At 64.5% G+C, this 23,021-nt stretch carries 21 protein-coding genes; 14 read left to right on the top strand and 7 right to left on the bottom strand.

The window, feature by feature from the left end:
* Nucleotides 1–268: 268 nt before the first annotated feature.
* Entirely contained in the window at nucleotides 269–1,009 is a 741-nt protein-coding gene (locus J6524_RS07980) for a 16S rRNA (uracil(1498)-N(3))-methyltransferase (protein ID WP_225669822.1), read from the bottom strand.
* A 208-nt stretch (nucleotides 1,010–1,217) separates the two neighbouring features.
* Between J6524_RS07980 and J6524_RS07975 the strand changes: the two genes are divergently transcribed.
* Nucleotides 1,218–1,853 (top strand): hypothetical protein, encoded by a 636-nt coding sequence (locus J6524_RS07975; protein WP_225669821.1) that lies wholly within the window; start codon nucleotides 1,218–1,220, stop codon nucleotides 1,851–1,853.
* A gap of 10 nt (nucleotides 1,854–1,863) precedes the next feature.
* Complete coding sequence (gene ubiA, locus J6524_RS07970; protein WP_225669820.1) at nucleotides 1,864–2,790, top strand: 4-hydroxybenzoate octaprenyltransferase; 927 nt, start codon at nucleotides 1,864–1,866, stop codon at nucleotides 2,788–2,790.
* Nucleotides 2,791–3,690: 900 nt separating this feature from the next.
* Here the strand turns inward: ubiA and J6524_RS07965 are convergent.
* A complete protein-coding gene (locus J6524_RS07965; protein WP_225669819.1) occupies nucleotides 3,691–4,218 on the bottom strand; it encodes a DUF6101 family protein in 528 nt (175 codons plus the stop codon).
* 287 nt (nucleotides 4,219–4,505) lie between these two features.
* Here J6524_RS07965 and J6524_RS07960 point away from each other — a divergent pair, with 287 nt between their 5' ends.
* The 6 genes from J6524_RS07960 to lpxK all read left to right on the top strand — a co-directional run bounded on the left by J6524_RS07960 (nucleotide 4,506) and on the right by lpxK (nucleotide 10,024).
* On the top strand, nucleotides 4,506–5,873 hold the full coding sequence (locus J6524_RS07960) for a TldD/PmbA family protein (protein WP_225669818.1): 1,368 nt from the start codon (nucleotides 4,506–4,508) through the stop codon (nucleotides 5,871–5,873).
* The gene (locus tag J6524_RS07955; protein WP_225669817.1) at nucleotides 5,860–6,669 is read left to right on the top strand and encodes a 3'(2'),5'-bisphosphate nucleotidase CysQ; all 810 of its coding nucleotides are present in this window, start codon (nucleotides 5,860–5,862) and stop codon (nucleotides 6,667–6,669) included. The genes J6524_RS07960 and J6524_RS07955 overlap by 14 nt, the downstream gene beginning before the upstream one ends.
* 93 nt (nucleotides 6,670–6,762) lie before the next feature.
* Nucleotides 6,763–7,011, top strand: a complete 249-nt coding sequence (locus J6524_RS07950) for a DUF4170 domain-containing protein (RefSeq protein ID WP_225669816.1) — start codon at nucleotides 6,763–6,765, stop codon at nucleotides 7,009–7,011.
* Nucleotides 7,008–7,721, top strand: coding sequence for a lysophospholipid acyltransferase family protein (locus tag J6524_RS07945; protein WP_225669815.1), 714 nt, complete (start codon nucleotides 7,008–7,010; stop codon nucleotides 7,719–7,721). The genes J6524_RS07950 and J6524_RS07945 overlap by 4 nt, the downstream gene beginning before the upstream one ends.
* Nucleotides 7,684–9,018 carry a 3-deoxy-D-manno-octulosonic acid transferase gene (locus tag J6524_RS07940; RefSeq protein ID WP_225669814.1) on the top strand — a complete coding sequence of 445 codons (1,335 nt, stop codon included), beginning with the start codon at nucleotides 7,684–7,686 and terminating at the stop codon, nucleotides 9,016–9,018. The genes J6524_RS07945 and J6524_RS07940 overlap by 38 nt, the downstream gene beginning before the upstream one ends.
* A complete protein-coding gene (gene lpxK / locus J6524_RS07935; RefSeq protein ID WP_225669813.1) occupies nucleotides 9,011–10,024 on the top strand; it encodes a tetraacyldisaccharide 4'-kinase in 1,014 nt (337 codons plus the stop codon). Before J6524_RS07940 ends, lpxK begins: the two co-directional genes overlap by 8 nt.
* Before the next feature lie 2 nt (nucleotides 10,025–10,026).
* Here the strand turns inward: lpxK and J6524_RS07930 are convergent, their stop codons facing one another.
* On the bottom strand, nucleotides 10,027–10,254 hold the full coding sequence (locus J6524_RS07930; RefSeq protein WP_225669812.1) for a DUF2093 domain-containing protein: 228 nt from the start codon (nucleotides 10,252–10,254) through the stop codon (nucleotides 10,027–10,029).
* 186 nt (nucleotides 10,255–10,440) lie between these two features.
* On the opposite strand from J6524_RS07930, the gene J6524_RS07925 reads away from it, so the two are divergent.
* Nucleotides 10,441–11,277, top strand: coding sequence for a dienelactone hydrolase family protein (locus J6524_RS07925; RefSeq protein ID WP_225669811.1), 837 nt, complete (start codon nucleotides 10,441–10,443; stop codon nucleotides 11,275–11,277).
* Between the two features lie 235 nt (nucleotides 11,278–11,512).
* On the opposite strand, the gene xseA is transcribed toward J6524_RS07925, so the two are convergent.
* Nucleotides 11,513–13,132 (bottom strand): exodeoxyribonuclease VII large subunit, encoded by a 1,620-nt coding sequence (gene xseA, locus J6524_RS07920; protein ID WP_225669810.1) that lies wholly within the window; start codon nucleotides 13,130–13,132, stop codon nucleotides 11,513–11,515.
* Between the two features lie 168 nt (nucleotides 13,133–13,300).
* Here xseA and purD point away from each other — a divergent pair, with 168 nt between their 5' ends.
* Nucleotides 13,301–14,578 (top strand): phosphoribosylamine--glycine ligase, encoded by a 1,278-nt coding sequence (gene purD, locus J6524_RS07915; protein ID WP_225669809.1) that lies wholly within the window; start codon nucleotides 13,301–13,303, stop codon nucleotides 14,576–14,578.
* A 166-nt stretch (nucleotides 14,579–14,744) separates the two neighbouring features.
* Here purD and J6524_RS07910 read toward each other — a convergent pair whose 3' ends face one another.
* Entirely contained in the window at nucleotides 14,745–15,977 is a 1,233-nt protein-coding gene (locus tag J6524_RS07910) for an acyl-CoA dehydrogenase family protein (protein ID WP_225669808.1), read from the bottom strand.
* A gap of 248 nt (nucleotides 15,978–16,225) precedes the next feature.
* On the opposite strand from J6524_RS07910, the gene J6524_RS07905 reads away from it, so the two are divergent.
* Complete coding sequence (locus J6524_RS07905; RefSeq protein ID WP_225669807.1) at nucleotides 16,226–17,131, top strand: alpha/beta fold hydrolase; 906 nt, start codon at nucleotides 16,226–16,228, stop codon at nucleotides 17,129–17,131.
* Between the two features lie 127 nt (nucleotides 17,132–17,258).
* Here J6524_RS07905 and J6524_RS07900 read toward each other — a convergent pair whose 3' ends face one another.
* Complete coding sequence (locus J6524_RS07900) at nucleotides 17,259–17,705, bottom strand: nucleoside deaminase (RefSeq protein ID WP_225669806.1); 447 nt, start codon at nucleotides 17,703–17,705, stop codon at nucleotides 17,259–17,261.
* Between the two features lie 162 nt (nucleotides 17,706–17,867).
* Here J6524_RS07900 and J6524_RS07895 point away from each other — a divergent pair, with 162 nt between their 5' ends.
* The gene (locus J6524_RS07895; protein ID WP_225669805.1) at nucleotides 17,868–19,799 is read left to right on the top strand and encodes a pseudouridine synthase; all 1,932 of its coding nucleotides are present in this window, start codon (nucleotides 17,868–17,870) and stop codon (nucleotides 19,797–19,799) included.
* A 7-nt stretch (nucleotides 19,800–19,806) separates the two neighbouring features.
* Entirely contained in the window at nucleotides 19,807–20,370 is a 564-nt protein-coding gene (gene rsmD / locus J6524_RS07890; RefSeq protein ID WP_225669804.1) for a 16S rRNA (guanine(966)-N(2))-methyltransferase RsmD, read from the top strand.
* A gap of 127 nt (nucleotides 20,371–20,497) precedes the next feature.
* Here the strand turns inward: rsmD and mutL are convergent, their stop codons facing one another.
* A complete protein-coding gene (gene mutL, locus J6524_RS07885; RefSeq protein WP_225669803.1) occupies nucleotides 20,498–22,309 on the bottom strand; it encodes a DNA mismatch repair endonuclease MutL in 1,812 nt (603 codons plus the stop codon).
* Nucleotides 22,310–22,617: 308 nt separating this feature from the next.
* On the opposite strand from mutL, the gene J6524_RS07880 reads away from it, so the two are divergent.
* A complete protein-coding gene (locus J6524_RS07880) occupies nucleotides 22,618–22,905 on the top strand; it encodes a hypothetical protein (protein ID WP_225669802.1) in 288 nt (95 codons plus the stop codon).
* Nucleotides 22,906–23,021 lie beyond the last annotated feature (116 nt).

Raw genomic sequence — 23,021 nt, 5'->3', positions numbered from 1 at the left:
TAACCAAGCGAGGTCTTGGTAGCGAACTGAGGCCGTAAGTGAGGTGAGTACGCTCGTCAGGCTCCCTCCCCCCTTGCGGGGGAGGGCTGGGGAGAGGGGTAAGCCGCGCATGCGAACGAGGACATCAGGCTGACCTGTCCAACCATTGCGCGCCAAGCCCAAGCTGAGAGCCCCTGTCGCGCTTCGTCGGCAGCGGAGCAAGGGGTACCCCTCTCCCTAGCCCTCCCCCGCAAGGGGGGAGGGAACCCATCCGCCGGTGCGTCCCTAACTAATTCCAATCGCCGAGCGCCACCTGCACCAGCGCCAGCGCGGCGACACCTGCGGTATCCGCCCGCAGGATGCGGGGGCCCAAGGACAATCGCAGCGTCTTCGGCTGCCGCAGCAGCAGCGCCCGTTCATCCTCGGCAAAGCCACCCTCCGGGCCAATCAACACGTCGATCCCGGCTGCAGCCTGCGCCGTCTGCAGCGCCTGCACCGGCGCGGTGACGTCGCTTGCCTCGTCGCAGAACACCAGAAGCCGCGCCGAGTCGCGCTTGTCGAGAAAGCGGTCGAGCGCGATCGGCTCGGCAACCGCGGCAAGGCTCAGGATGCCGCATTGCTCGGCCGCCTCGATGACATTGGCCCGCATCCGCTCGCCGTTAACCCGGGAGACCTGGGTGTGCCGCGTCAGCACCGGCTGCAGAACCGAGGCGCCCATCTCGACCGCCTTCTGCACCATGTAGTCGAGGCGGGCGTGTTTCAGCGGCGCGAAGACATAGGCGATGTCGGGCAGGCGGTCTTGCGGCCGCGTCCGCGCGATGATCACGAGGCTGTCGGGCCGCTTGCGTCCGTCGATCGCGGCCCGCCATTCACCGTCGCGGCCGTTGAACACCAGGATGTTCTCGCCGGCCGAGAGCCTGAGCACGTTGCCCAGATAATTGCTCTGGTTGCGCTCGAGCGCGATTCGTTCACCCTCGTGCAACGGGGCATCGACGAACAGGCGAGGGGCGCGAAAATCGAGGTCAGGCATATCTGATTGTTCCGTTTCGCGGCGCTTTTAGCCTAAAGCGCTAGAATCCGGGCGCTATTTTTGGCTTTCCGGGGGCGCCGCGCCGCGCTCCCGCCCCAATCAACGGGTTGTTAAGGGGCGGCAGGGATCGTAAAAATGCCCACCGCAAATCCGCTTCGTTTTTGAAGACGTTGGGGCTGCCTGAACCTTCGCCGGAGACACACAACCGATGATCCGCCGCCTGATTGTGCCGCTGACCGCTGCCGCCATGATCGTTCCCGCGGGCCACGTGTTTGCGCAAGGTGCGTTTCCGGCGCCATTGCCCAACCAGAGCGCTTCGCCGTTTCCGCCGGTGAATGGCGCAGCGCCTTCCGCCACGGTCGGCGCCCCGGCGCCGTTCCCGTCGCAAGGTGCCGCCCCGGTTTCCAGAGGATTCAGCGGGCCGCCGCCCCAGGCCAGCGGGTCGCCGGATGCCTGCATGCAGGGCTTCGTTCCCTTGCGCGAAGAAGCCGAACGGCGTGGCAAGCTGATCAAGGCCGCGAGCGAGCGCAAGGCGCCGCCGGATGAGGCCTGCAAGCTGATCGGCAATTTCGGCCAGGCCGAATTGAAGATGATCAAATACGTCGAGACCAATGCGGCCAAATGCGGAATTCCGCCGCAGATCGCCGAGCAGCTCAAGAACGGCCATAAGAACACCGAGAAGATGCAGAAGCAGGTCTGTGCCGTCGCGCAACAGGCCGCTGCAAGGCCGGCCGGTCCGAGCCTTAGTGAAGTGCTCGGCTCGGCGTCGCTGCCCGAAGCGCAGACGGTCAAGAAGGGCGGCAGCACCTTCGATACGCTGAACGGCAACGTTCTCGCGCGATGATCCCGCTCCGATGAGCGACGCGACCACCCGCGTTGCCGATGCGACTGGCAACTGGGTCGACACGCGTGCGCCGGCCTGGTCGCGACCTTATTTGCGACTTTCCCGTTTTGACCGTCCGATCGGATCATGGCTGCTATTGATGCCGTGCTGGTGGTCGGCGGCGCTGGCCGCCGGCATTGCGCGCGACGTCGCGTCGTTGCCGCTGGTGATCGTGCTGTTCTTCATCGGCGCCTTTGTCATGCGCGGGGCGGGCTGCACCTGGAACGACATCACCGACCGCGATCTCGACGCCAGGGTCGAGCGCACGCGCTCTCGGCCCTTGCCGGCCGGACAGGTCAGCGTGACGCAGGCGTTTGCCTTCCTGGTGCTGCAGGCATTGATCGGCTTGGCAGTGCTGCTGCAGTTCAACCGCTTCGCGATTCTGACCGGCATCGCGTCGCTCGTCATCGTCGCGATCTATCCCTTCATGAAGCGCATCACCTGGTGGCCGCAGGTCGTGCTGGGGCTCGCCTTCTCCTGGGGCGCGCTGATGGGATTTGCCGTCACGCTCGGGCGCATCGATCTGACCGCGCTCGTGCTCTACGCCGGCTCGATCGCCTGGGTGATCGGTTACGACACGATCTACGCCCATCAGGACGCCGAAGACGACGAGCTGATCGGCATCAAGTCGACCGCCCGCCTGTTCGGCGCACGCACCCATCTAGCGCTTTCGATATTTTATGCGCTCGCGGTGGTTCTGATCGGCGTGGCGCTGGCGCTGGCCGGGGTGCGCTGGCCGGCATGGATCGGATTGATCGCGTTCGCCGGCCACCTCGCCTGGCAGATCAAGCGGCTCGATATCGCCGATCCCGCGCTGTGCCTGCGCATCTTCAAGTCCAACCGCGACGCGGGGCTGTTGCTGTTTGCGGGACTGTTGGTTGATGCGGTAACGCGCTGACGCCTCCCTCGTCATTGCGAGCGCAGCGAAGCAATCCACGTCTCCACAAGCCTCGCTATGGATTGCTTCGCTGCGCTCGCAATGACGATGCGAGGCTGCAAATTCGTACCCTATGGCTGCGAAGTGATTTGCATTGCGCGCAAGCTCATTCGATGCGGCAGGCCGCGACTAATTGGCACGACGGCCAAATCACTTCTGATTTTCAGAAATCGTGTCAAGGCCCGGAAGCAAAAATATTCCGCTTTCGTTCTCACCCAAATCAGCGGCATAACTCCGTTCGTCTCACTGCGAGATGAGGGGCGCTCGCGAACGTCACGAACGCGCAGTGAGATGCGATGGACGCAGATGGCGCGAGAGACGTTGCGTGCCGGAGGCGTACGGCGAAGTCGTGTGGTCTGGACGCCGCGGTGCTGGCGTTAAGTCCGCGAGAAGCGAAAGCTTCTCACGGGCGATGGTGGCAAAAGAGCCGTTCACCAGAGAGAGCACGAAGTAAGCCGTAAAGCCATTGCGCAGGGAAGGCCGGGATGCTCCCGCCGAACCTGTATGCTCGTGTGCATTTTCTTTATGCGCAAGCAGCACACGAGACCGCGGGTGCGGCGCGCACCCGGTCTTCCCTGCGCCCTCTGACTTTGATGAGGGCAAAAAAGATGCAAACCTCGGGCGTAATGCGCCGCGAGATCGCGAAGTCATACTCAGTTGTCGTCACCCGCGCAGGCGGGTGACCAGTATTCCAGAGACATCAATGATAGAACCGATAGGCCGCGGCGTACTGGATCCCGCCTTCGCGGGGATGACAGCCGAGGTTGCGTCGCTACCTCCGCGTCATTGCGAGCGCAGCGAAGCAATCCATAGCACCGCACGTGGAGGCATGGATTGCTTCGCTGCGCTCGCAATGACGAGCTAATCTTGCGCGATGATCTCGCGCTCGTCGCGATGCACGGTGTCGGTATTGAAGAGATTACCGAGCCGGCGACGCATCAGGAATTTCGGGCGGCGGGCGCGGATCGCGTTGTGGCGGCGGCGGCGGGCGGCCGGTTCGCGATCATCGTCCTCGGTCAATAGCGGCAGCGCGAAGATATCGCTCCACATCTGCCAGGCGGTGGCGATCTCCTCGGGATCGGAGCTCACGCACAAGGGAATGTTCAGCGCGGGATCGCGATGCGCCAGCACCAGCACCTGCGCCTCGTCGTCGAGACCGCGCAGCGCGACGCCGAGAAAATCGCTGACGCGGACGTTGATTGCCATCCGCATGCCCTGGACGGCACGGTGCAGCACCACGCGTTCGCGATGAAGTTCGACCCTGCGCACGCCGCCGTCTGCGCGGGTGTCGTGCGCATGGAAGCTGAGCGGCAGAGAAAGAGGGTCGAGCCGCAGAGCACGGCTCGACCCGGCGGGATTGATCCCGCTTGTTGCTGTTTGACGCCTCACGGCTCTCATCTCCCCGCCGGGATTATGTTCCCGGTCGATACGCAGGACCTTAGCCGAGCGATTTCCGTTTCGCCTTAAAAAGCCTGGTTAAGGAGTGGTCACCTGCCCTGGATCTCCTCGCATGATTGACAAGACCTTGGCGCGCATGATTGACGAGACCTTGCGCAAAAGCGGAAATTGTTTGGCATTTGGCAGCGCAAAATGCTTGAAATCCCTGTGAATCAGGCACATCTCAGGGCCTTGCGCGAGTTGCGTTCCCGCCCGTTTCAATGTCAGGGATTCTGTTTGTGAACTCTTCACCATCCTCAGACCTGTTCGATCAATCGGCGCTTTCAACGCTGGCGCAGCGCCTGGTTGAGGCCGCCAAACGTGCGGGCGCGGATAGCGCTGATGCGGTCGCGGTGCGTGGCGTCTCGCAAGGGGTCGAAGTGCGCGACGGCCGGGTCGAGGAATCCGAGCGGTCGGAAGGCGACGATGTCGGTCTGCGGGTGCTGGTCGGCCAGCGCCAGGCGGTGGTCTCGACAAATGACATTTCCGGCGACGGCGTCGCCAGGCTCGCCGAGCGGGCGGTTGCGATGGCCCGCGTCGCGCCTGATGACAAATATGTCGGCCTCGCCGATCCCGATCTGCTGGCGCGCGAGTTCGCCGATCTCGATCTGCTCGACCGCAATATTCCTGATACGGCCGAGCTGGAGCGGCGTGCCTGCGAAGCGGAGGCCGCGGCGCTTGCGGTCAAGGGCGTGACCAAATCGAGCGGCGCGTCCGCCTCAAGCGGCATCGGCGGCATGGTACTGGTAACCTCGACCGGCTTCCACGGCTCATATCTGCGCTCCAGCCACAGCATATCGGTGACCGCGATATCAGGTGAAGGCACCAGCATGGAGCGCGATTACGATTTCACCTCCGCTCCACACGCCTCCGACCTCGATTCGCCCGAAAGCGTCGGCCGCAGGGCAGGGGAGCGTACCGTCGCACGCGCAAATCCGCGCAAGGTCGAGACCTGCAAAGTGCCTGTCGTGTACGACCCTCGCGTTGCGGGATCGCTGGTCGGCCATCTCGTCGGCGCCATCAACGGCGCCTCGATCGCGCGCAAGACGAGCTTTCTGAAAGACCGGATGGGCGAGCAACTGTTCGCCAAGGACATCCGCATCATCGACGATCCACTTCGCGTGCGCGGCCTGCGCTCGCAGACCTTCGACGCCGAGGGCGTCAAGGTGAAGAAGCTCGCTCTCATCGACGAGGGGGTGCTGACCACCTGGTTGCTCGATTGCGCCACCGCACGCGAGCTCGGGCTGGTCACGACCGGGCACGCCCATCGCGGCGTCTCGTCCTCGCCGTCGCCGGGATCGTACAATCTGCATCTCGAACCCGGAGAGATGACGCCGAAGGAGCTGATCTCCGATATCGAGCAGGGCTTTTACGTCACCGACCTGATCGGCTCCGGCGTTAACGGCGTGACCGGCGATTACAGCCGCGGTGCCTCGGGCTTCTGGATCGAGAACGGCGAGATCACTTACCCGGTCAGCGAGGTGACGATCGCAGGGCATCTTCTGGCGATGTTCAAGTCGCTGGTTCCTGCCAACGATCTGGAATTCCGCTACGGCGTCAACGCGCCGACCCTGCGCATCGAGGGCCTGACGCTTGGCGGACGCTGATACCGCCGACAGGATCTGGGCACACGATGCCGCGCTGTTGCGGGACACCGTGCGCGAGGCCGGCGCGCTAGCCTTGTCGCTGTTTCGCACCGAACTGAAGAACTGGACCAAGGGCGCCTCGTCGCCGGTCTCGGAGGCCGATATCGCAGTCAATGACCTCGTCCAGCGGCGGCTGCGCGCGGCGACGCCGGACTATGGCTGGCTATCGGAGGAGAGCGTCGACGACGATACGCGGCTTGGCAAGGAACTGGTCTGGATCGTCGATCCGATCGACGGCACCCGCGCCTATCTCGCCGGCCGCGAGGACTGGTGCGTCAGCGTGGCGCTGGTCGCCGGGTCGTCGCCGGTGCTGGCGGCGGTGTTCGCGCCTGCCAGCGACGAATTCTTCTTCGCGGTGCGCGGAAAAGGCACCACGCGCAACGAAAAGCCGGTGCATGCCACCGCGGGTACGGAGCTCGATTTTTCCCGCATGGCCGGGCCGAAGCCGCTGGTGCAACGGCTGAGCACCTCGCCTGATAATATCACGCTGCATCCGCGAATCGGATCGCTGGCGCTGCGGCTGTGCCGGGTTGCCGATGGCAGTCTCGATGCCGCTTTTGCGGGCGGCCAGAGCCACGACTGGGATCTTGCGGCGGCGAATTTAATCGTGCAGGAAGCGAATGGTAGAATGACCGTGCTCTCGGGGGATGCGATTGAGTACAATCGCCGGGACGTGGTGCACGGGGTGCTGGTAGCGGCGGGACACGATCGGCATGCGCGCATTGTCGAGCATTTTCGGGATGGTCGGATGCCCTGAATAGGTCGAAATCCGTGCCACAAATCATCCCGTTCATACCGCGAGTCATAGTATCGCTCTTGCTTGCCGGGCATCCCGCTAGGAAAGACAATCATGCCAGATAGTGCCCCGCAGCAATTGCTGCACCTCGTCATCGGTGGCGAGTTGACCGATCTCGAACACGTCACGTTCAAGGACCTCGACCAGGTCGACATCGTCGGCGTGTATCCCAACTATGCAACCGCTTACGCGGCATGGAAAGCGAAAGCGCAGCAGACCGTGGACAACGCTCACATGCGCTACTTCGTGGTTCACCTCCACCGGCTGCTCGATCCAGGTCAAGACACGAAGTCCTCCAGTTGAAACGTCTCATTCGCGATTTGCTGCGCAGCACCTTCGTTCAGCGCGCGCTGGGGGTGCTTGCGGCCGAATATCTCCGGCTGGTCTGGCTGACCAATCGCTTCAGCTATGATCCGGCCAACGTCTACGACATAGTCGAGCCGGAGATGCCGGCGATCTTCGCGTTCTGGCACGGCCAGCATTTCATGACGCCGTTCATCAAAACCAAGGAGATCCACCGCGCCAAGGTTCTGATCTCGCGGCATCGCGACGGCGAATTCAATGCCATTGCCGCCGAACGGCTCGGCATCGGAACCATCAGGGGATCCGGCGATCACGGCGGCGCCTTTCACCGCAAGGGCGGCGTCGGCGCCTTCCGGGAGATGCTGCAGGCGCTGGAGGACAAGTGGAATGTCGCAACGACCGCCGACGTCCCGAAGCGCGCGCGGGTTGTGGGGCTGGGCATTATCATGCTGGCGCGGGAGTCCGGACGGCCGATCATGCCGTTTGCGATGGCGACCAGCCGCTTCATTCGGTTGAAGAACTGGGACTCTACGACCATCAATTTGCCATTCGGGCGCGGTGCCGTGGTAGGCATTGAACATATATTCGTGCCGCCCGACGCCGACGCCGAAACTATGGAAAAGCTGCGGCTTAAGGTAGAAGCTTTACTGAACGAAGCGACTCGCCGCGCCTATGCGGCGGTCGGTCGTCCGGAGGCCGCTCTTGGCTAACTCGCTGCCGATGACGCTGCGCGTCTACCGGAAACTGTCGTCCGCGATGGTTCCGCTGTCGCCTGCGTTGATCAGTCGGCGAGTGAGGCTCGGCAAGGAAGACCCCGCGCGGATCGGCGAGCGCCGCGGCCTCAGCGCCGATGCCCGCCCCGCGGGTCCGCTGGTATGGATTCATGGCGCCAGCGTCGGCGAGGTGCTGGCGGCTGCGGCGCTGATCGAGCGGCTGCGGGCGCTTAATTTGCGCATCCTCCTGACCTCGGGCACGGTGACCTCGGCTGCAATCGCCGCCAAGCGGTTTCCGCCTGATGTCATCCATCAATATGTGCCCTACGATTCGCCGCGCTACGTCGCGCGTTTCCTCGATCACTGGCGGCCGTCGCTTGCGCTTTTCATCGAATCCGATCTGTGGCCGAACCTGATCCTGTCGAGCGCCGCGCGGCGGCTGCCGATGGTATTGATCAATGGCCGCATGTCGCAGCGCTCGTTTCCGCGTTGGCGCCGGGTCCAGGGAACTATCTCGGCGCTGCTCGACAAGTTCGACATCTGCCTGGCGCAGTCACAGATCGATGCCGATCGTTTTGCGGCCTTGGGCAGCCACAACGTGATCGTTACGGGAAATCTGAAGCTCGACGTTCCCGCGCCGCCGGCCGACGGCAACAAGCTGGATATGCTGATGTCGATGACGCGCGGCCGGCCGGTCGTGGTGGCGGCCTCCACGCACGTGGGCGAGGAAGAGATCCTCACGGAAACCCACCGGACGCTGGCCCGCTATTTTCCGAAGCTGTTGACCGTAATCGTGCCGCGGCATCCCGATCGCGGCGAGGCAATCGCCGACATGATCGCAGCGAGCGGCCTCAATCCGAGCCTGCGCTCGCGCGAGGAACTGCCGACCGCTACCACCGACATCTATGTTGCCGACACCATGGGTGAGCTGGGGCTGTTCTATCGCCTGGCGCCGATCGTGTTTATGGGCGGCTCGCTGGTCGAGCATGGCGGGCAGAACCCGATCGAGGCGATCAAGCTCGGCGCCTCGGTCGTCCACGGCCCCCATGTCTTCAACTTCGCCGACGTCTATGAAGCTCTCGATGCGGCCGGCGGCGCGCGGCGGGCTGATACGCCGGAAGCGCTGGTGAAACAGTTCGGGCAGATGCTCGCCGATCCCAAGGCGCGCGAGGCCGTGCTCACTGCGTCCGAGCGCGTGGTCGGGCAGCTCGGCGGCGCGCTGGAGCGAACACTCTCCGCGCTTGAGCCGTATCTGCTGCAATTGCGGATCGAGATGGGAGCAGCCAATGCGTGAGCCGGGCTTCTGGCACGGCCCCGCTTCGCTGAACTCGCATCTGTTGAAACCGCTCGGCGCGCTCTATGGCGCCATCGCTGCACAGCGCCTCAGGCGAAAGGGATTGAAGGCCGGCATTCCCGTGCTCTGCATCGGCAATTATCACGTCGGCGGTGCCGGTAAGACACCGACCGTGCTGGCGCTGGCGAAGCTCATGCGTGGGCTCGGCGAGACACCGGTCGTGCTCAGCCGCGGCTATGGCGGCGAATTGCGGGGACCGATCAGGGTCGATCCGGACAGGCACGCAGCTTCCGATGTTGGCGATGAGCCCTTGATGCTGGCGGGCCATTTGCCGGTGGTCGTGTCGCGCAAACGCGCGGCCGGCGTGCCGCTGGCGCGCTCGCAGGGCGCGACCGTGATCCTGATGGACGACGGTTTCCAGAATCCTTCGATCGTCAAGGATGCGTCCCTGATCGTCATCGACAGCGAGCGCGGGATCGGCAACGGGCAGGTATTCCCGGCGGGCCCGCTGCGTGCGCCGCTGCGGCCGCAACTGGCGCGCACCGACGCGCTGATCATTGTCGGCGATGGCTCCGCCGCTGCGGCAGTGGCGGCAGAGATTGCGGCCCAAGGCAAGCCGGTATTGCGCGCGCACCTGAAGCCGGACGACGCGGTGGTGGCGCAGCTTCGCGGCAAGCGCGTGCTGGCATTTGCCGGCATCGGCGATCCCCCGCGATTCTTCAACACGCTGCGCGCCAGCGGTATCGACGTCGTCGAGCAGCGGGCCTTCCCCGATCATCACCCATATTCTCAGGCCGAAATCGAAGGCCTGATCACCGAGAGCCGGCGCGACGGGCTGATATTGGTAACGACGGAGAAGGATCTGGCGCGGCTGCGGAATGGCGGCAGCTTGCCGAATTGGGCGAAAGAGATCGTGCCGTTCGGGGTGACGCTCGAATTCGACGAGCCGGCGCGTTTGCGCAAGTTCGTCGCCGATCGGTTATTCAAGGCGCGCGAGCGGAAATGACCTCAGCCCTGCGACTTCAGCGCGCCGGGAAAATGCCGCTGCAGCACCGCGCTCGGCAGCGCATACGCCTCCTGCAGATCGACACTCCAGTACTTCAATTCGTCGAGCGGGATCCGCACATCGGTGATGGCGCAACGAACATAGGTTCCGGGCGAGATCACGCGGAAATCGCCATCAAGATACTGCACCTGCGCTTCGCCATGGCCTGAGGGACCGAATTTATTGAGCACCGCCAAACTCTCCGATCGGCCGACCCGCGGGGCTGGCCTTAAAGTGTATTCTCCAATTTCGATTTATCATAAATAGGTCATACTGTCCGCCTTGGAAACCCCACCGACTTGTGATGATTTTGCGCCAGGGGCGCATGATAGCCTCACATTCGCTGTGACCGCGGCGCCACGACAATCCGGCCCAACATGCTTTTTTTGCCAGTAGCGCTATCCCTGACGCTCCTCGCTACGGCCTGCACGGCGCATGCCGCGCCGTTGCCGGCGCCACAGCAGGTGGATATTCCCGCCTCAGCCAGCCTGACGTTGCATGCCCAGCTCTACAAGCCCGAAGGCCTGGGGCCGTTTCCCACCGTGATTGCGCTGCACGGCTGCGGTGGATTAGGAGCACAGTCGGAGGCGGTGTTGCCCCGTTACCGCGACTGGGCGGAACAGCTATTGAAGATTGGCCATGCGGTGCTGTTGCCGGACAGCTACGGTTCGCGCGAACTCGGCCCGCAATGCCGGGTCAAGGAGCGCCGCGTACTCGCTCGCCGCGAGCGGGTGGCGGACATCAATGCGTCGCGGCAATGGCTGTTGCAGCAGCCTTGGGTCGCGCGGGACCGCATCAGCCTCTTGGGATGGGCGAACGGCGCCAGCGCCGTGCTATGGGCGGTGCGTCCGCAACTGTTGACGCGCAATGCTGAACCCGATTTCCGCTCCGCTATCGCATTCTATCCGGATTGCCGGATCTCCTCCGGCCTCGGCTGGAGCACGCGCGTGCCCACGCTATTGTTGATCGGCGCGAAGGACGACATCAGCTCGCCGTCCGCCTGTCGCCAGGCGGTGGAAGGCGCCCGCGGCCGCAGCGCGCTGGCGCGGATTATTGTCTATCCCGGCGCATCTCACGATTTCGACCGCGCGAATCTTCCGCTGCGGGCGATCGCAGGCGCTGATGCCGCATTGCCCGAGCGCGGTCACATCGGCACCGATACGGATGCCCGAAAGGATGCGCAAGCGCGCGTCACGGAGTGGCTGGCGCGTTAGAGCATGATGATTTTTGGTTAGATCGATTTGGTCGCAGACGCGCTTCAACCTCTCCCGCTTGCGGGGTCGAGACGAGCGAAGCTCGCTCTTAGGTCGGCGCGAAGCGCCGGGTGGGGGCTCTCTCCACTCGGGCAGTATCGCCCGCGGACACACCCCCACCACCCAGCCCTCCCCCGCAAGCGGGAGAGGGAGCGCACCTTCTTCGTGGTCGCAATCAGACCTACTTCATCATGCTTTAGAACAGGCTTCCCTGATCCGCTGGTTTTGGCACGCGCTTCGGCGTCGCCGGCTTGGTCTCGCGCGGGGCTGGTTTGGCAGCGCTCGTGGGGCCGGGCGTCGCGGCCGGGCGATCCGGATCGGCGGTGGCGCCGACGCGGCCATCGGCGAATTCAATCGACAGACGCGCGCTTGGTCCAACCGCAGCGGCGGCATGGACCGCATGGCCGTGCTCGTCGCGCACCAGCGCGAAGCCGCGGGCGAGCACGCCGCGATAGGACAGTGCCGACAACAACTGGCCGCTATGAGCGACGCGGGCGTCGAGACGCTGCAGGGAGGTCAGGAGGGCACGGCGGGCGCGCTCGGCAAGCCGCTGCATGCGCTCGCAGTCGCGCACGATGGCATTGCGCTGCGCCTGGGCATTGGACAGCTTTGAGGCCTTGAACCTGACTTCGAGCCCCATGAAGCGTTCGCGCCGGTTGCGCAGCAACGCGCGGGCGGAGAGGCGGATGCGTTCGCTCGATACGATCAGGCGATGATTGGCCTGCGTGACCTGTCCGCGCAGCACCTTCAGCGTCAGGCCGGCGCTAAGCTGCGAGAAGCGGCGGTGATGGGCGTGGGTATTGGCCTTCAGGCCGCGGGGCAGGGCGGCGCCGAGATGGTCGAGCCGTTGCCGGGGAATGGCTAGCAGTTCGCTCAAGCTCGGCAACGCGCGGGCGGCGGCGCGCAACTCGTTGCGGCGGCTCTCCTGGCCGCGCTGCCAGCATACCATCGTGCGCCGCGCCAGGCTTTCGACTTCGGCGAACAATTCGCTCCGCACGGGAACGGCCATCTCAGCCGCCGCCGTCGGCGTCGGTGCGCGCTTGTCGGCGGCGAAATCGATCAGCGTGATATCGGTCTCATGGCCGACGGCCGAGATCAGCGGGATCGTGCTGTCGGCGGCGGCGCGAACCACGATCTCCTCGTTGAACGACCATAGATCCTCCAGCGAGCCGCCGCCGCGCGCGACGATCAAGAGATCCGGCCGCGGGATGCGGCCAGCTTCCGGCAGCGCATTGAAGCCGCGGATCGCCGCGGCGACCTGCTCGGCCGAGCCGTCACCCTGCACCTTCACGGGCCACACCAAAACCCGGCGCGGAAAACGGTCCTGCAGCCGGTGCAGGATGTCGCGGATGACAGCCCCGGTCGGCGAGGTGACGACGCCGATCACTTCCGGCAGCCAGGGCAGCAATTGCTTGCGCGCCTCGTCGAACAGGCCTTCGGCCGCGAGCTTCCGCTTGCGTTCCTCCATCAGCGCCATCAGCGCCCCGATGCCGGCCGGCTCAAGCGAGTCGATGACGATCTGGTATTTCGAGGAGTTCGGATAGGTCGTGAGCCTGCCGGTGGCGATGACCTCCAGCCCTTCCTGCGGCTTGAAGCGCATCCGGGCGTGGGCGAACTTCCAGATGACAGCCTCGATCTTGGCGCTCTCGTCCTTCAGCGCGAAATAGCAATGCCCCGAGGAGTGCGGCCCGCGGAAACCGGAGATTTCGCCGCGGACGCGGACGTGGCCAAACCGGTCCTCCACCGTACGCTTCAGGGCGGAGGAGAGCTCCGAGACGGTGAATTCGGGCGCGTTGATCAGGTTCTCAGCAGGCATATCGGGGCTTAGAATCGGCCTTTTCCGGCGCCTCCGCAAGGTGCCGAGGCCGAGACCGGGGTGTCAGGGCACATATCCACACAGAAATAGACACGTTGTTGCGGTAGGTCCCCGCCGTGCTAAACCGTCGCGCAATAGCCGGCAACCCTCCAATTGGCTGCACTTCCCATGAACATTCTCCTGCTCGGTTCCGGCGGCCGCGAACACGCTCTCGCATGGAAGATCGCCGCTTCCCCGCTGCTCACCAAACTGTGGTGCGCGCCCGGCAATGCCGGCATTGCGCGCGAGGCCGAATGCGTCGCGCTCGATATCGCCGATCATCCCGCGGTGATCGAGTTCTGCAAGCGCAACGCGGTCGATCTCGTCGTGGTCGGTCCGGAGACGCCGCTGGCGGCAGGAATTGTTGATGATCTCGCGGCGGCCGGTATTAAGGCGTTTGGTCCGAGCAAGCAGGCAGCGCAGCTCGAGGGCTCGAAAGGCTTCACGAAGGACCTGTGCAGCGAGTTCAATATTCCGACGGGAGCCTATCGTCGCTTCGATAATGCTAACGACGCGGTGGCCTATGTCCGCACGCAGGGCGCGCCGATCGTGGTCAAGGCTGATGGCTTGGCGGCCGGCAAGGGCGTCGTGGTGGCGAAGACACTGGCTGAAGCCGAAGCGGCGATTGCCATGATGTTCGACGGTGTGTTCGGCGCGGCGGGCACCGAGGTCGTGATCGAGGAATTCCTCGCTGGCCGCGAGATCAGCTTTTTCGCGCTGTGCGACGGCGAGACTGCGATCCCGCTCGCCTCCGCCCAAGACCACAAGCGGGTGTTCGATCGCGACGAGGGGCCGAACACCGGCGGCATGGGCGCCTATTCGCCGACGCCGTTCGTGACGGCAGAAATTCACGATCAGATCATGGCGCGCATCATCCTGCCGACCGTCGCCGGCATGAAGCAGCGCGGCACGCCGTTTCGCGGTGTGCTCTACGCCGGCGTGATGCTGACGGAGCAGGGGCCAAAACTGTTCGAATACAACGTCCGCTTCGGCGATCCCGAGTGCCAGGTGCTGATGCTGCGGATGATGTCCGACATCCTGCCAGCGTTTCTGGCGTCCTGCGACGGCGAGTTAAAGCACTTTGATCTGCGCTGGTTCCCTGATCCTGCCTTGACGGTGGTGATGGCGGCGAAAGGCTATCCCGGCGACTACCAGAAGGGCACGCGCATCGAGGGCCTCGATGACGCCGCCAAGATCGAGGGCGTCGAAATCTTCCATGCCGGCACGGCGGCGAAGGATGATGGCATCGTCGCCAATGGCGGGCGGGTGCTGAACGTCTGCGCGATGGGCAGGACTGTAACCGAGGCGAGAGAGCGCGCCTATCAGGCCGTCGATCGCATTCAATGGTCTGACGGCTTCTGCCGCCGCGACATTGCCTGGCAGGCGGTGGAGGCGGAGAAGGGTTAGGCGCTCGCACGCGCCATCTCTTCCGCTCGTCATGCCGGGCCTGACCCGGGCATCCATCACTCCGCGTATGAGTGCTTCGAAGCATGGATTGTCGGGCCTTCGCCACGCCGAAGAGGCTTCGGCCTCGCAGGCGGGTCAAGCCCGGCAATGACACCTTTTGATGTCGCTAGAGCAAATCCCCGCCCGCCGCGCTAGCGGTGGTGCCGTGCTCGCGGAACGCCTTGATGACGTTTTTGCCGATCTTCCACTTGTGCACTTCATCCGGACCGTCGACCAGCCGCTGTGAGCGCACCTGCGTGTACCATTTCGCCAGCGGCGTATCCTGGCTGAAGCCGAGCGCGCCGTGGAGCTGGATCGCGGTGTCGATCACCTTGTGCACCATATGCGCATGGAAGATTTTTGCGATCGAGTTCTCCTGCCGGATGTCGAGGCCCTTCTCCGCCTTGTAGGCGATATGAAGCAACATCAGCCGGCCGATATAGAGCTCGCTGGCGCAATCGGCGAGCATGAACTGCACCGCCTGGCGGTCGGCGAGCAGTTGGCCGAAGGTCGAGCGCTTGGTGACATGGGCGACCGCCATGTCGAGCGCGCGTTGCGCCTTGGCGACGTTGTGCATGCCATGGCGCAGGCGACCATAGGCGAGGCGGTGCTGCCCCATGGCAAAGCCGTTGCCTTCGCCGCCGAGCAGATTGTCGGCCGGTACCACGAGATCCCTGATCTCGATCTCGGAGTGGCCGCCGTGCAGGACGTCGTCATGCGGCCCCTCGATCGCCATGTTGGCGACGTTGCGCTTGATCTTGTAGCCGGGGTTCGGCAGCTCGACGATGAAGGTAGAATACTGCTTGTGACGCGGCGCGTTGGGATCGGTCTTGGCCATCACCAGCGCCATGTCGGCAACGCTGGCGGAAGAGGAGAACCACTTCTCGCCGTTGAGAATGTAATTCTCATTGCCGTCCTTCACCGCCGTGGTCTGCATGCCCGTGGCGTCGGCGCCGGCGGCCTTCTCCGTCATCGAGAAGCAGATGCGCTTGTCGCCGTTGAGCAGAGGCTTGAGGAACTTCTCCTTCTGATATTCCGTACCGTGGGCGAGGATCGTCATCATCGAGGCGTCGTCGGGACCCTGCGTGTTCATGGACAGCGCGCCAAGCATGCTCTCGCCGAGCTCCATCTGCACCAGCGCATTGGCCAGCGGGCCGAGACCCATGCCGCCATATTCCTTCGGTACCCACGGGCACCAGAGGCCCTGCGCACGGGCCTTGGCCCGCAGCGGTCCGAGCACTTCGGCGAGGGGCTTGGTATCCAGTTCCTTCTCCGCGGGGATGCATTCCTCATGCACCCATTTGCGCACCTTCTCGCGGATCGCCTTGGCTTCGGCTGGAATCTCGAAATCGATCGGCATCGCTGGTTTCCTCTGGTTCCTGTTGGTCGGACTTGAGGGATGGCATAATCCTGAGGTCTGCCTGCGGCAACGACAAACAAAGTTTAAAGCAGCCGCGGCTGTCATACCCCGCGCAGGCGGGGTATCCAGTACGCCGGGGCGCCTGTTGTTGATCGTGATGCCGGTGTTTACTGGATCATCCGCCGGAGCCTGTCATCGGGCGCGCATTCGCGCGACCCGTTGGCGGATGATTACGGGAGAGTACGAAGATGCCCGATCTTGCCGATCTGTTTCCCGGATATGCGTCCGAATGGATCAACATCTCATCGGGGCGCATCTTCGCCCGCGTCGGCGGCAACGGGCCGCCACTGTTGCTGCTGCACGGGTTCTCCTCGACGCATGTGATGTGGCATCAGGTCGCGCCGCAACTGGCTGACAGCTTTACGCTGATCATCGCTGATCTGCCGGGCTATGGCTGGTCGGACATGCCTCGCAGCGACGACAACCACACGCCTTACACCAAACGCGCGATGGCGAAAGCGATGGTGGAGGCGATGGAGCAGCTCGGCCATGTGCATTTCGCACTCGCCGGCCATGACCGCGGCGGCCGCGTGTCGTACCGCCTGGCGCTCGACCATCCTGGCCGGCTGTCGAAGCTTGCCGTGCTCGATATCGCGCCGACTTACGATTATTGGGAGAAGTTGAACCGGCTGTCGGCGCTGAAGATCTATCATTGGGCGTTTCTGGCGCAGCCTCACCCGCTGCCGGAAACGTTGATCGCGAGCAACGGAGAATTTTTCCTAAGGTACAAGATGGCCAGCCAAACCAAATCGAAGACGCTCGATGCCATCGATCCGCGCGCGCTCGAGCATTACCTTGCGCCGTTCCGCGATCCGGCGCGCATACATGCGATGTGCGAGGACTATCGCGCCGGCGCCTATGCCGACTACGAGATCGACAAGGCAGATTTCGGGGCCGGAAAGAAGATCACGGTCCCGATGCTGGCGCTGTGGGGCGATGCCGGCGTCGCGCCTGCGGCTACGACACCGCTCGATACGTGGAAGAAACGGGCGACGAATGTGAGCGGCGCGCCGGTGGATTCCGGACACTTCCTGCCCGAGGAGAATCCGGATGTGACGGCGAGGTTGTTGCGGGAGTTTTTCATGGCAGCGTGAGGCGAGATCTCGCCGCACATGAACCTCGTCATACCCGCACGCCGCGGCCTCTCGGTCGATCACGACCGTCTCTGGGATACTGGATCATCCGCTTTCGCGGATGATGACAACGGTGCGGCGCGAGGCGCTACCGCCTCACCTTGAAAAACTCCTTGAGCAGCGCCGCCGCCTCGGTCTCGCCGACCGCCGAATAAACCTCCGGTGCGTGGTGACAGGTCGGCTGCGCAAAGAACCGCACGCCGGAGTCCACCGCGCCGCCCTTGGGGTCGGCCGCCCCGTAGTAGAGCCGCCGGATCCGGGCAAACGAGATCGCGCCGGCGCACATGGTGCAGGGCTCCAGGGTGACGTAGAGATCGCAATCGACCAGCCGCTCGGTCCCGATGGCCTCCGCGGCCTGCCGGATCGCCAGGATCTCGGCATGGGCGGTCGGGTCGCGGTCGGTCAGGGTCCGGTTGCCGGCGGTGGCGATGACCTCGTAATCCCTGACGATGACGCATCCGATCGGAACTTCGCCGGCTTTTCCGGCGTTTTCGGCCGTTTTCAGCGCCAAATCCATGAAAGAAGGAGCTGTCATGCCTCGTATCATCGAAAGAAACCTGCTAAGAGAGCCGCCTTCAGCAAACGTGGATGCCGGTTTTGCGTGAGAATGCGCCTTGAGCCAAGTGCGCGCGCGTAGTCGCTATGACAACCCATCCGCACCCTGATTGGCAATTCATCTGTATTCGAGAGATCCTTCATGCCCCGCGATAACGACAAAAACAACGATTCCCGCGGCCGGCGTGACCGGGCCCGCAGCGGCAAAGGCCGCTCGGGGGCGGCGAGGGGGCCGGAGAAGAAGTTCGCCAAGCGCGGGTTTGTCGCCAGGGATGGAGCCGGTGGTGAGCGCAAGGCGTTCGGCAAGAAGCCTTACGCCGGCAAGCGCGAGGGCAGTTCGCCGCGCCGGGACGATGACCGCCCGCGGCGGGATTTTGGCGACCGGCCGCAGCGCTTCAACCGGGATGAGCGCGGGCCGCGCAAGGATTCTCGCGCGCGCGAGGACCGCGACGGCGAGAAGCGTTCATTCAAGCCGCGCGGCGAGCGGCCGAATTACGATCGCGATGATCGTCCGCCGCGCCGTGATCGCGACGAAGCCCGCCCCGCTGGTCGTTTTGCCGATAGAAAGTTCAGCGACAAGCGGACCTCCTCAGCGCGTAGCTTTCGCAAGGACGATGATCGGCCGCGTGGTGATCGCCCCTCGCGTGATGGCGAGAAGCGGTTTTCGCGCGGACCGCGCAAGGATTTTAGCGATCGTCCCGAGCGCGGCGAGGAGAAGCCCTGGAAAAAGCGCGATGATCGAGGTGGGCGGGATTCTCGCAACGATGATCGGCCCCGCTTTGCTCGCACGGGTGAGGATCGCGACGGCGACGAGCGTCCACGATTTTCGCGTTCGCGCGAGGACCGGCCGAAGTTCGATCGTCCGCGAGAGCGGCGCGATGGCGACCATGACCGCGGGCGGCCGATAGGCCGCACCGAGTGGCAGGAGCATCCGCGCAGCGAGGGACGCTTTCGCGACCGCCCCCGCCGTGACAATGAGGACGACAGCAGGATTTTTGCAAAGCGCCCGGCGTTCGGTGGCCGTGGTGCCTATCGCGAGCGCACGCCCGATGCCGACAAGCGCGCGGCACGTGCCGAGCCGAAGCCGAAAAAGACCGGCGAGCGCATCGCCAAGGTGGTGGCGCGTGCAGGTCTTGCTTCGCGCCGCGATGCCGAGGAGCTGATCACGCAGGGCCGCGTCACCGTCAACGGCCGCGTCATCAATTCGCCGGCGCTCGATGTCACGGGCAATGACGTGATCGCCGTGGACGGCAAGGTGCTGCCGCCGCGCGAGCGCACGCGGCTGTTCCTCTATCACAAGCCGCGCGGACTGATGACGACGCATGCCGATCCCGAGGGGCGGCCGACCGTGTTCGACAATCTGCCCGAAGGTCTGCCGCGGCTGATCTCGGTTGGCCGGCTCGATTTCAACACCGAGGGCTTGCTGCTGTTGACCAATGACGGCGGGCTCGCCCGCGCGCTCGAACTGCCTGACACCGGCTGGCTGCGGCGTTACCGCGTCCGCGCCCATGGCGAGGTCACGCAGGCGCAACTCGACGAACTGAAAAAGGGCATCGAGATCGAAGGCGTCAAATACGGGCCGATCGATGCGCAGCTTGAACGCGACCAGGGCGCCAATGTCTGGGTCGTGTTCGCGATTCGCGAAGGCAAGAACCGTGAGGTCCGCAACGTCATGGCCCATCTCGGCCTTGAGGTGAACCGGCTGATCCGCGTCTCCTATGGACCGTTCCAACTCGGCGAGCTGGCCGAGGGCCAGGTTGAGGAGGTCAAGACGCGGGTGCTGCGCGAGCAACTCGGCGAGAAGATCGCAACGCTTGCGGGAGCAGATTTCACACCGCCAGCGCAGGACGATAAAGCGACGGAAGAAGACGCACCGCGCGGCAAAAAGCCGTTCAAGCCGGCGGGCAAGAGCGCGCTGATCGCCGACCGCAAGGGTCGCCGCGTGCTGGTGCAGCGTACCGGCAGCGAGGAGGCCCGCGCGCGCAACGAGGAAGAAGCCAACGGCTACGGCCCGCCGCGCCGCCCCAAGCGCGGATATCACGGCAAGCGCGATCTGAAGCCGCGCGACGAGTAGCTGGCCTATGCGCGTCGTTGGCGGAAGACTGAAGGGCCGCAATCTGGCCTCGCCCTCCACGCAGGCGATCCGCCCGACGGCCGATCGTTTGCGCGAGTCCGTGTTCAACATCCTGATCCACGCCTATAACAACCCGATCGAAGGCGCACGCGTGCTCGACCTGTTCGCCGGTACCGGCGCGCTCGGCATCGAGGCGGTATCGCGTGGGGCAGCGTTCACGCTGTTCGTCGACAACGGCGCGGAAGCTCGCGCGCTGTTGCGCAGCAATGTCGAGTCGCTGGGTCTCGGCGGCGTGACAAAGGTCTATCGCCGCGACGCCACCAATCTCGGCCCCGCGCATCCGGTCGAGCCCTTCTCGCTGGTGTTTCTCGATCCGCCCTACGGCAAAGGGCTTGCAGAGAAAGCGCTGGCCTCGCTGCGCGATGGCGGCTGGCTAACCGCGGGGGCGCTCGTGGTGGTGGAGGAAGCGAAAGCCGCGGCGTTCGCGGCGCCGGAGAGCTTCGAGGAGCTGGAGCGGCGCGCTTACGACGATACGGAGTTTGTATTCCTGCGGGCCGTCACCAAGCCCTGAGTTGTCATGCCCCGCGAAGGCGGGGCATCCAGTACGGCGCGGCTCCTCGGCTGAATCGCAAACGTCTCTGGAATACTGGATCGCCCGCCTTCGCGGGCGACGACACTTGATGTGCGGAAGCGCAGCCCTACCTTCTCCCAAACAGCTTCTCGATATCGGCGAGCTTCAACTCGACATAGGTCGGGCGGCCGTGATTGCACTGACCGGAATTCGGCGTGTCTTCCATCTCGCGCAACAGCGCATTCATCTCTTCCGGCTTGAGGCGGCGGCCGGCGCGGACGGAGCCGTGGCAGGCCATGGTGGCGGCGACATGCATCAGGCGCCGCTCCAGCGGCAGCGCCTCGTCCCATTCGGCCATGTGCTCGGCGAGATCGCGCAGCAATCCCACCGCATTAGTCTTGCCGAGCAGCGATGGCGTCTCGCGCACCGCGACGGCACCGGGGCCAAAGGATTCGATGGCGAGGCCGAACGAGGCCAGCTCGTCCGCGCGATCGAGCAGCTTTTCGACGGTCGATTCGTCGAGTTCGACGATTTCCGGGATCAGCAATATCTGCCTCTGCACGCCATTCCTGGCCAGCGAAGCCTTCAGCTTCTCATAGACGATGCGTTCATGCGCGGCATGCTGATCCACGACGATGAGACCATCGCGAGTTTGCGACACGATGTAGGTCTCGTGAATCTGTGTGCGCGCCGCGCCGAGCGGCCGGTCGAGCAAGTCGGCGGCTGGCTGCGCTTCAAAGCGCACATCGGCGGTCGGCGTGCCGACATCGAACGCAGCTTGCCCGGCTTCGGCGAATGCTGTTGCCGCCGCAGCTTCGAGCGAAGACGTGGGCCCGACCGGATAGGCCGGCGAGCTGCGCCAGTCCCAGTTGCTCGGGCGCGGCGCAAAGGATGGACGAAAAGCGGAGAGCGCCGCGGCGTCGGTATTGGCGGCCGTGCGCCTGCCTTCGCGGGATAGGCCATCCTTCAGCGCATGCACGATCAATGCGCGCACGAGGCCGGCGTTGCGGAAGCGCACCTCGGTCTTGGCCGGATGCACGTTAGCATCGACTTCCTGTGGCTGAAGCGTCACGAACAGCGCCACCACCGGATGGCGGTCGCGCGGCAGATAATCCGAATAGGCAGCGCGCACCGCGCCGAGGATGAGCTTGTCGCGCACCGGGCGGCCATTGACGAACAGATACTGTCCCAGCGCATTGGCGCGCGTTAGCGACGGTGCCGCGGCAAATCCCTCGACCATGACGCCTTCGCGCTCGGCGCGAACTTCGATGGCGCACGAGCGGAAATCGCTTCCGAGGATATCGCCGAGCCGCGTCAGCCGGCCGGCCGCGCCGGGCAGCGCCGCGGCCCAGGTCACCGGCGCGCGTTCCTCGCCGGCGAGCGTGAAGGCGATGTCGGGCCGCGCCATGGCGAGTCTCCGTACGACTTCGCGGATCGCTTCAGCTTCGGTGCGGTCGGTCTTGAGAAATTTCAGCCGGGCGGGTGTCGCGAAGAAGAGATCGCTGACCTCGACGCGGGTGCCTTGCGACAGCGCCGCTGGCATGATCTCTGATTTCACGCCACCTTCGACCGACAGCGACCAGGCGTGCGGTTCACTGGCATGGCGCGTGGTAATGCCGAGCTTCGCCACCGCGCCGATCGAGGGCAGCGCCTCACCGCGAAAGCCCAGCGTGCGGATGCGCAGGAGATCCTCGTCGTCGAGCTTGGAGGTCGCGTGGCGGTCGACGGCGAGCGCGAGGTCCGCGTAGGTCATGCCGCTGCCGTCATCGGTGATGCCGATCCGCCGCCTGCCGCCGCCTTCGGTGAAGATGTCGATCCGGCTGGCGCCGGCGTCGATGGCGTTTTCGACGAGCTCCTTCACCACGCTCGCGGGACGCTCGACCACCTCGCCGGCAGCGATGCGGTTGACGACCTGTTCGGGGAGCTGGCGGACGGGCATGAATTTCGGGATTTCGATTCGAAGGCTGGGGTTTCGATTTTACGCGCCTGTCTGATCAAATGCATGTGGGTCAAAAAGTTTTTACGGAACTTTTCAGGTGCTGCCGAGGCGCCGCATATGCGGTTCGCATGTGGCCAAGGATTCGCAAAATGACCTCGAAATCCCTGCATGATTACCACATCGCGGGGCTTGCATGGCGAGTGCGCCGCTCGCGGAGAAACGACTGATCTGGCGATGAGCATCTTCGAGCTGCGAACGGCGCTGAAGAAGCCGGATTGTTCATCGCCGACCAAACCTGGGAGAAATGGATGAAGCTAGTGAAAACCTCGGCGATCGCGGTTGCTATGTCGGCCCTGCTTGCCGGTCCGGTATTGGCGCAAGGCGCATCATCCGACACGCAACTGCGCGGCGGCGCAAAAGGCACGACCCAGATGCAGGGTGGCGCGTCAGGCAGTATCGACGAGGATGCGCCGGCCGCCGGCCAACGCGCCGGCGCGAAGACGGGCGCGAAGGGCACCGTCGGAGCCGGCGCTAGCGCGCCCCACGCGGCGCCCAAGACCACGGGCGGGGCGGCTACTCCTCCGACCAGTCGCTAGAGTCTCCAGGAGAACACCCGTCTCCTCCGCCGGGTTGCTCTCCAAGCAGAACTCCGGCCGCCATCGGCGGTCGGAGTTTTTTTGCGCCTTGGCTTGCGATCCGCGAACCGAAAGCC

The sequence above is a fragment of the Bradyrhizobium hereditatis genome, from assembly GCF_020329435.1.
Lineage (GTDB): Bacteria > Pseudomonadota > Alphaproteobacteria > Rhizobiales > Xanthobacteraceae > Bradyrhizobium > Bradyrhizobium hereditatis.
The sequence above is the reverse complement of the archived record's forward strand: the minus strand, read 5'-3'. Positions and strand labels throughout refer to the sequence as shown.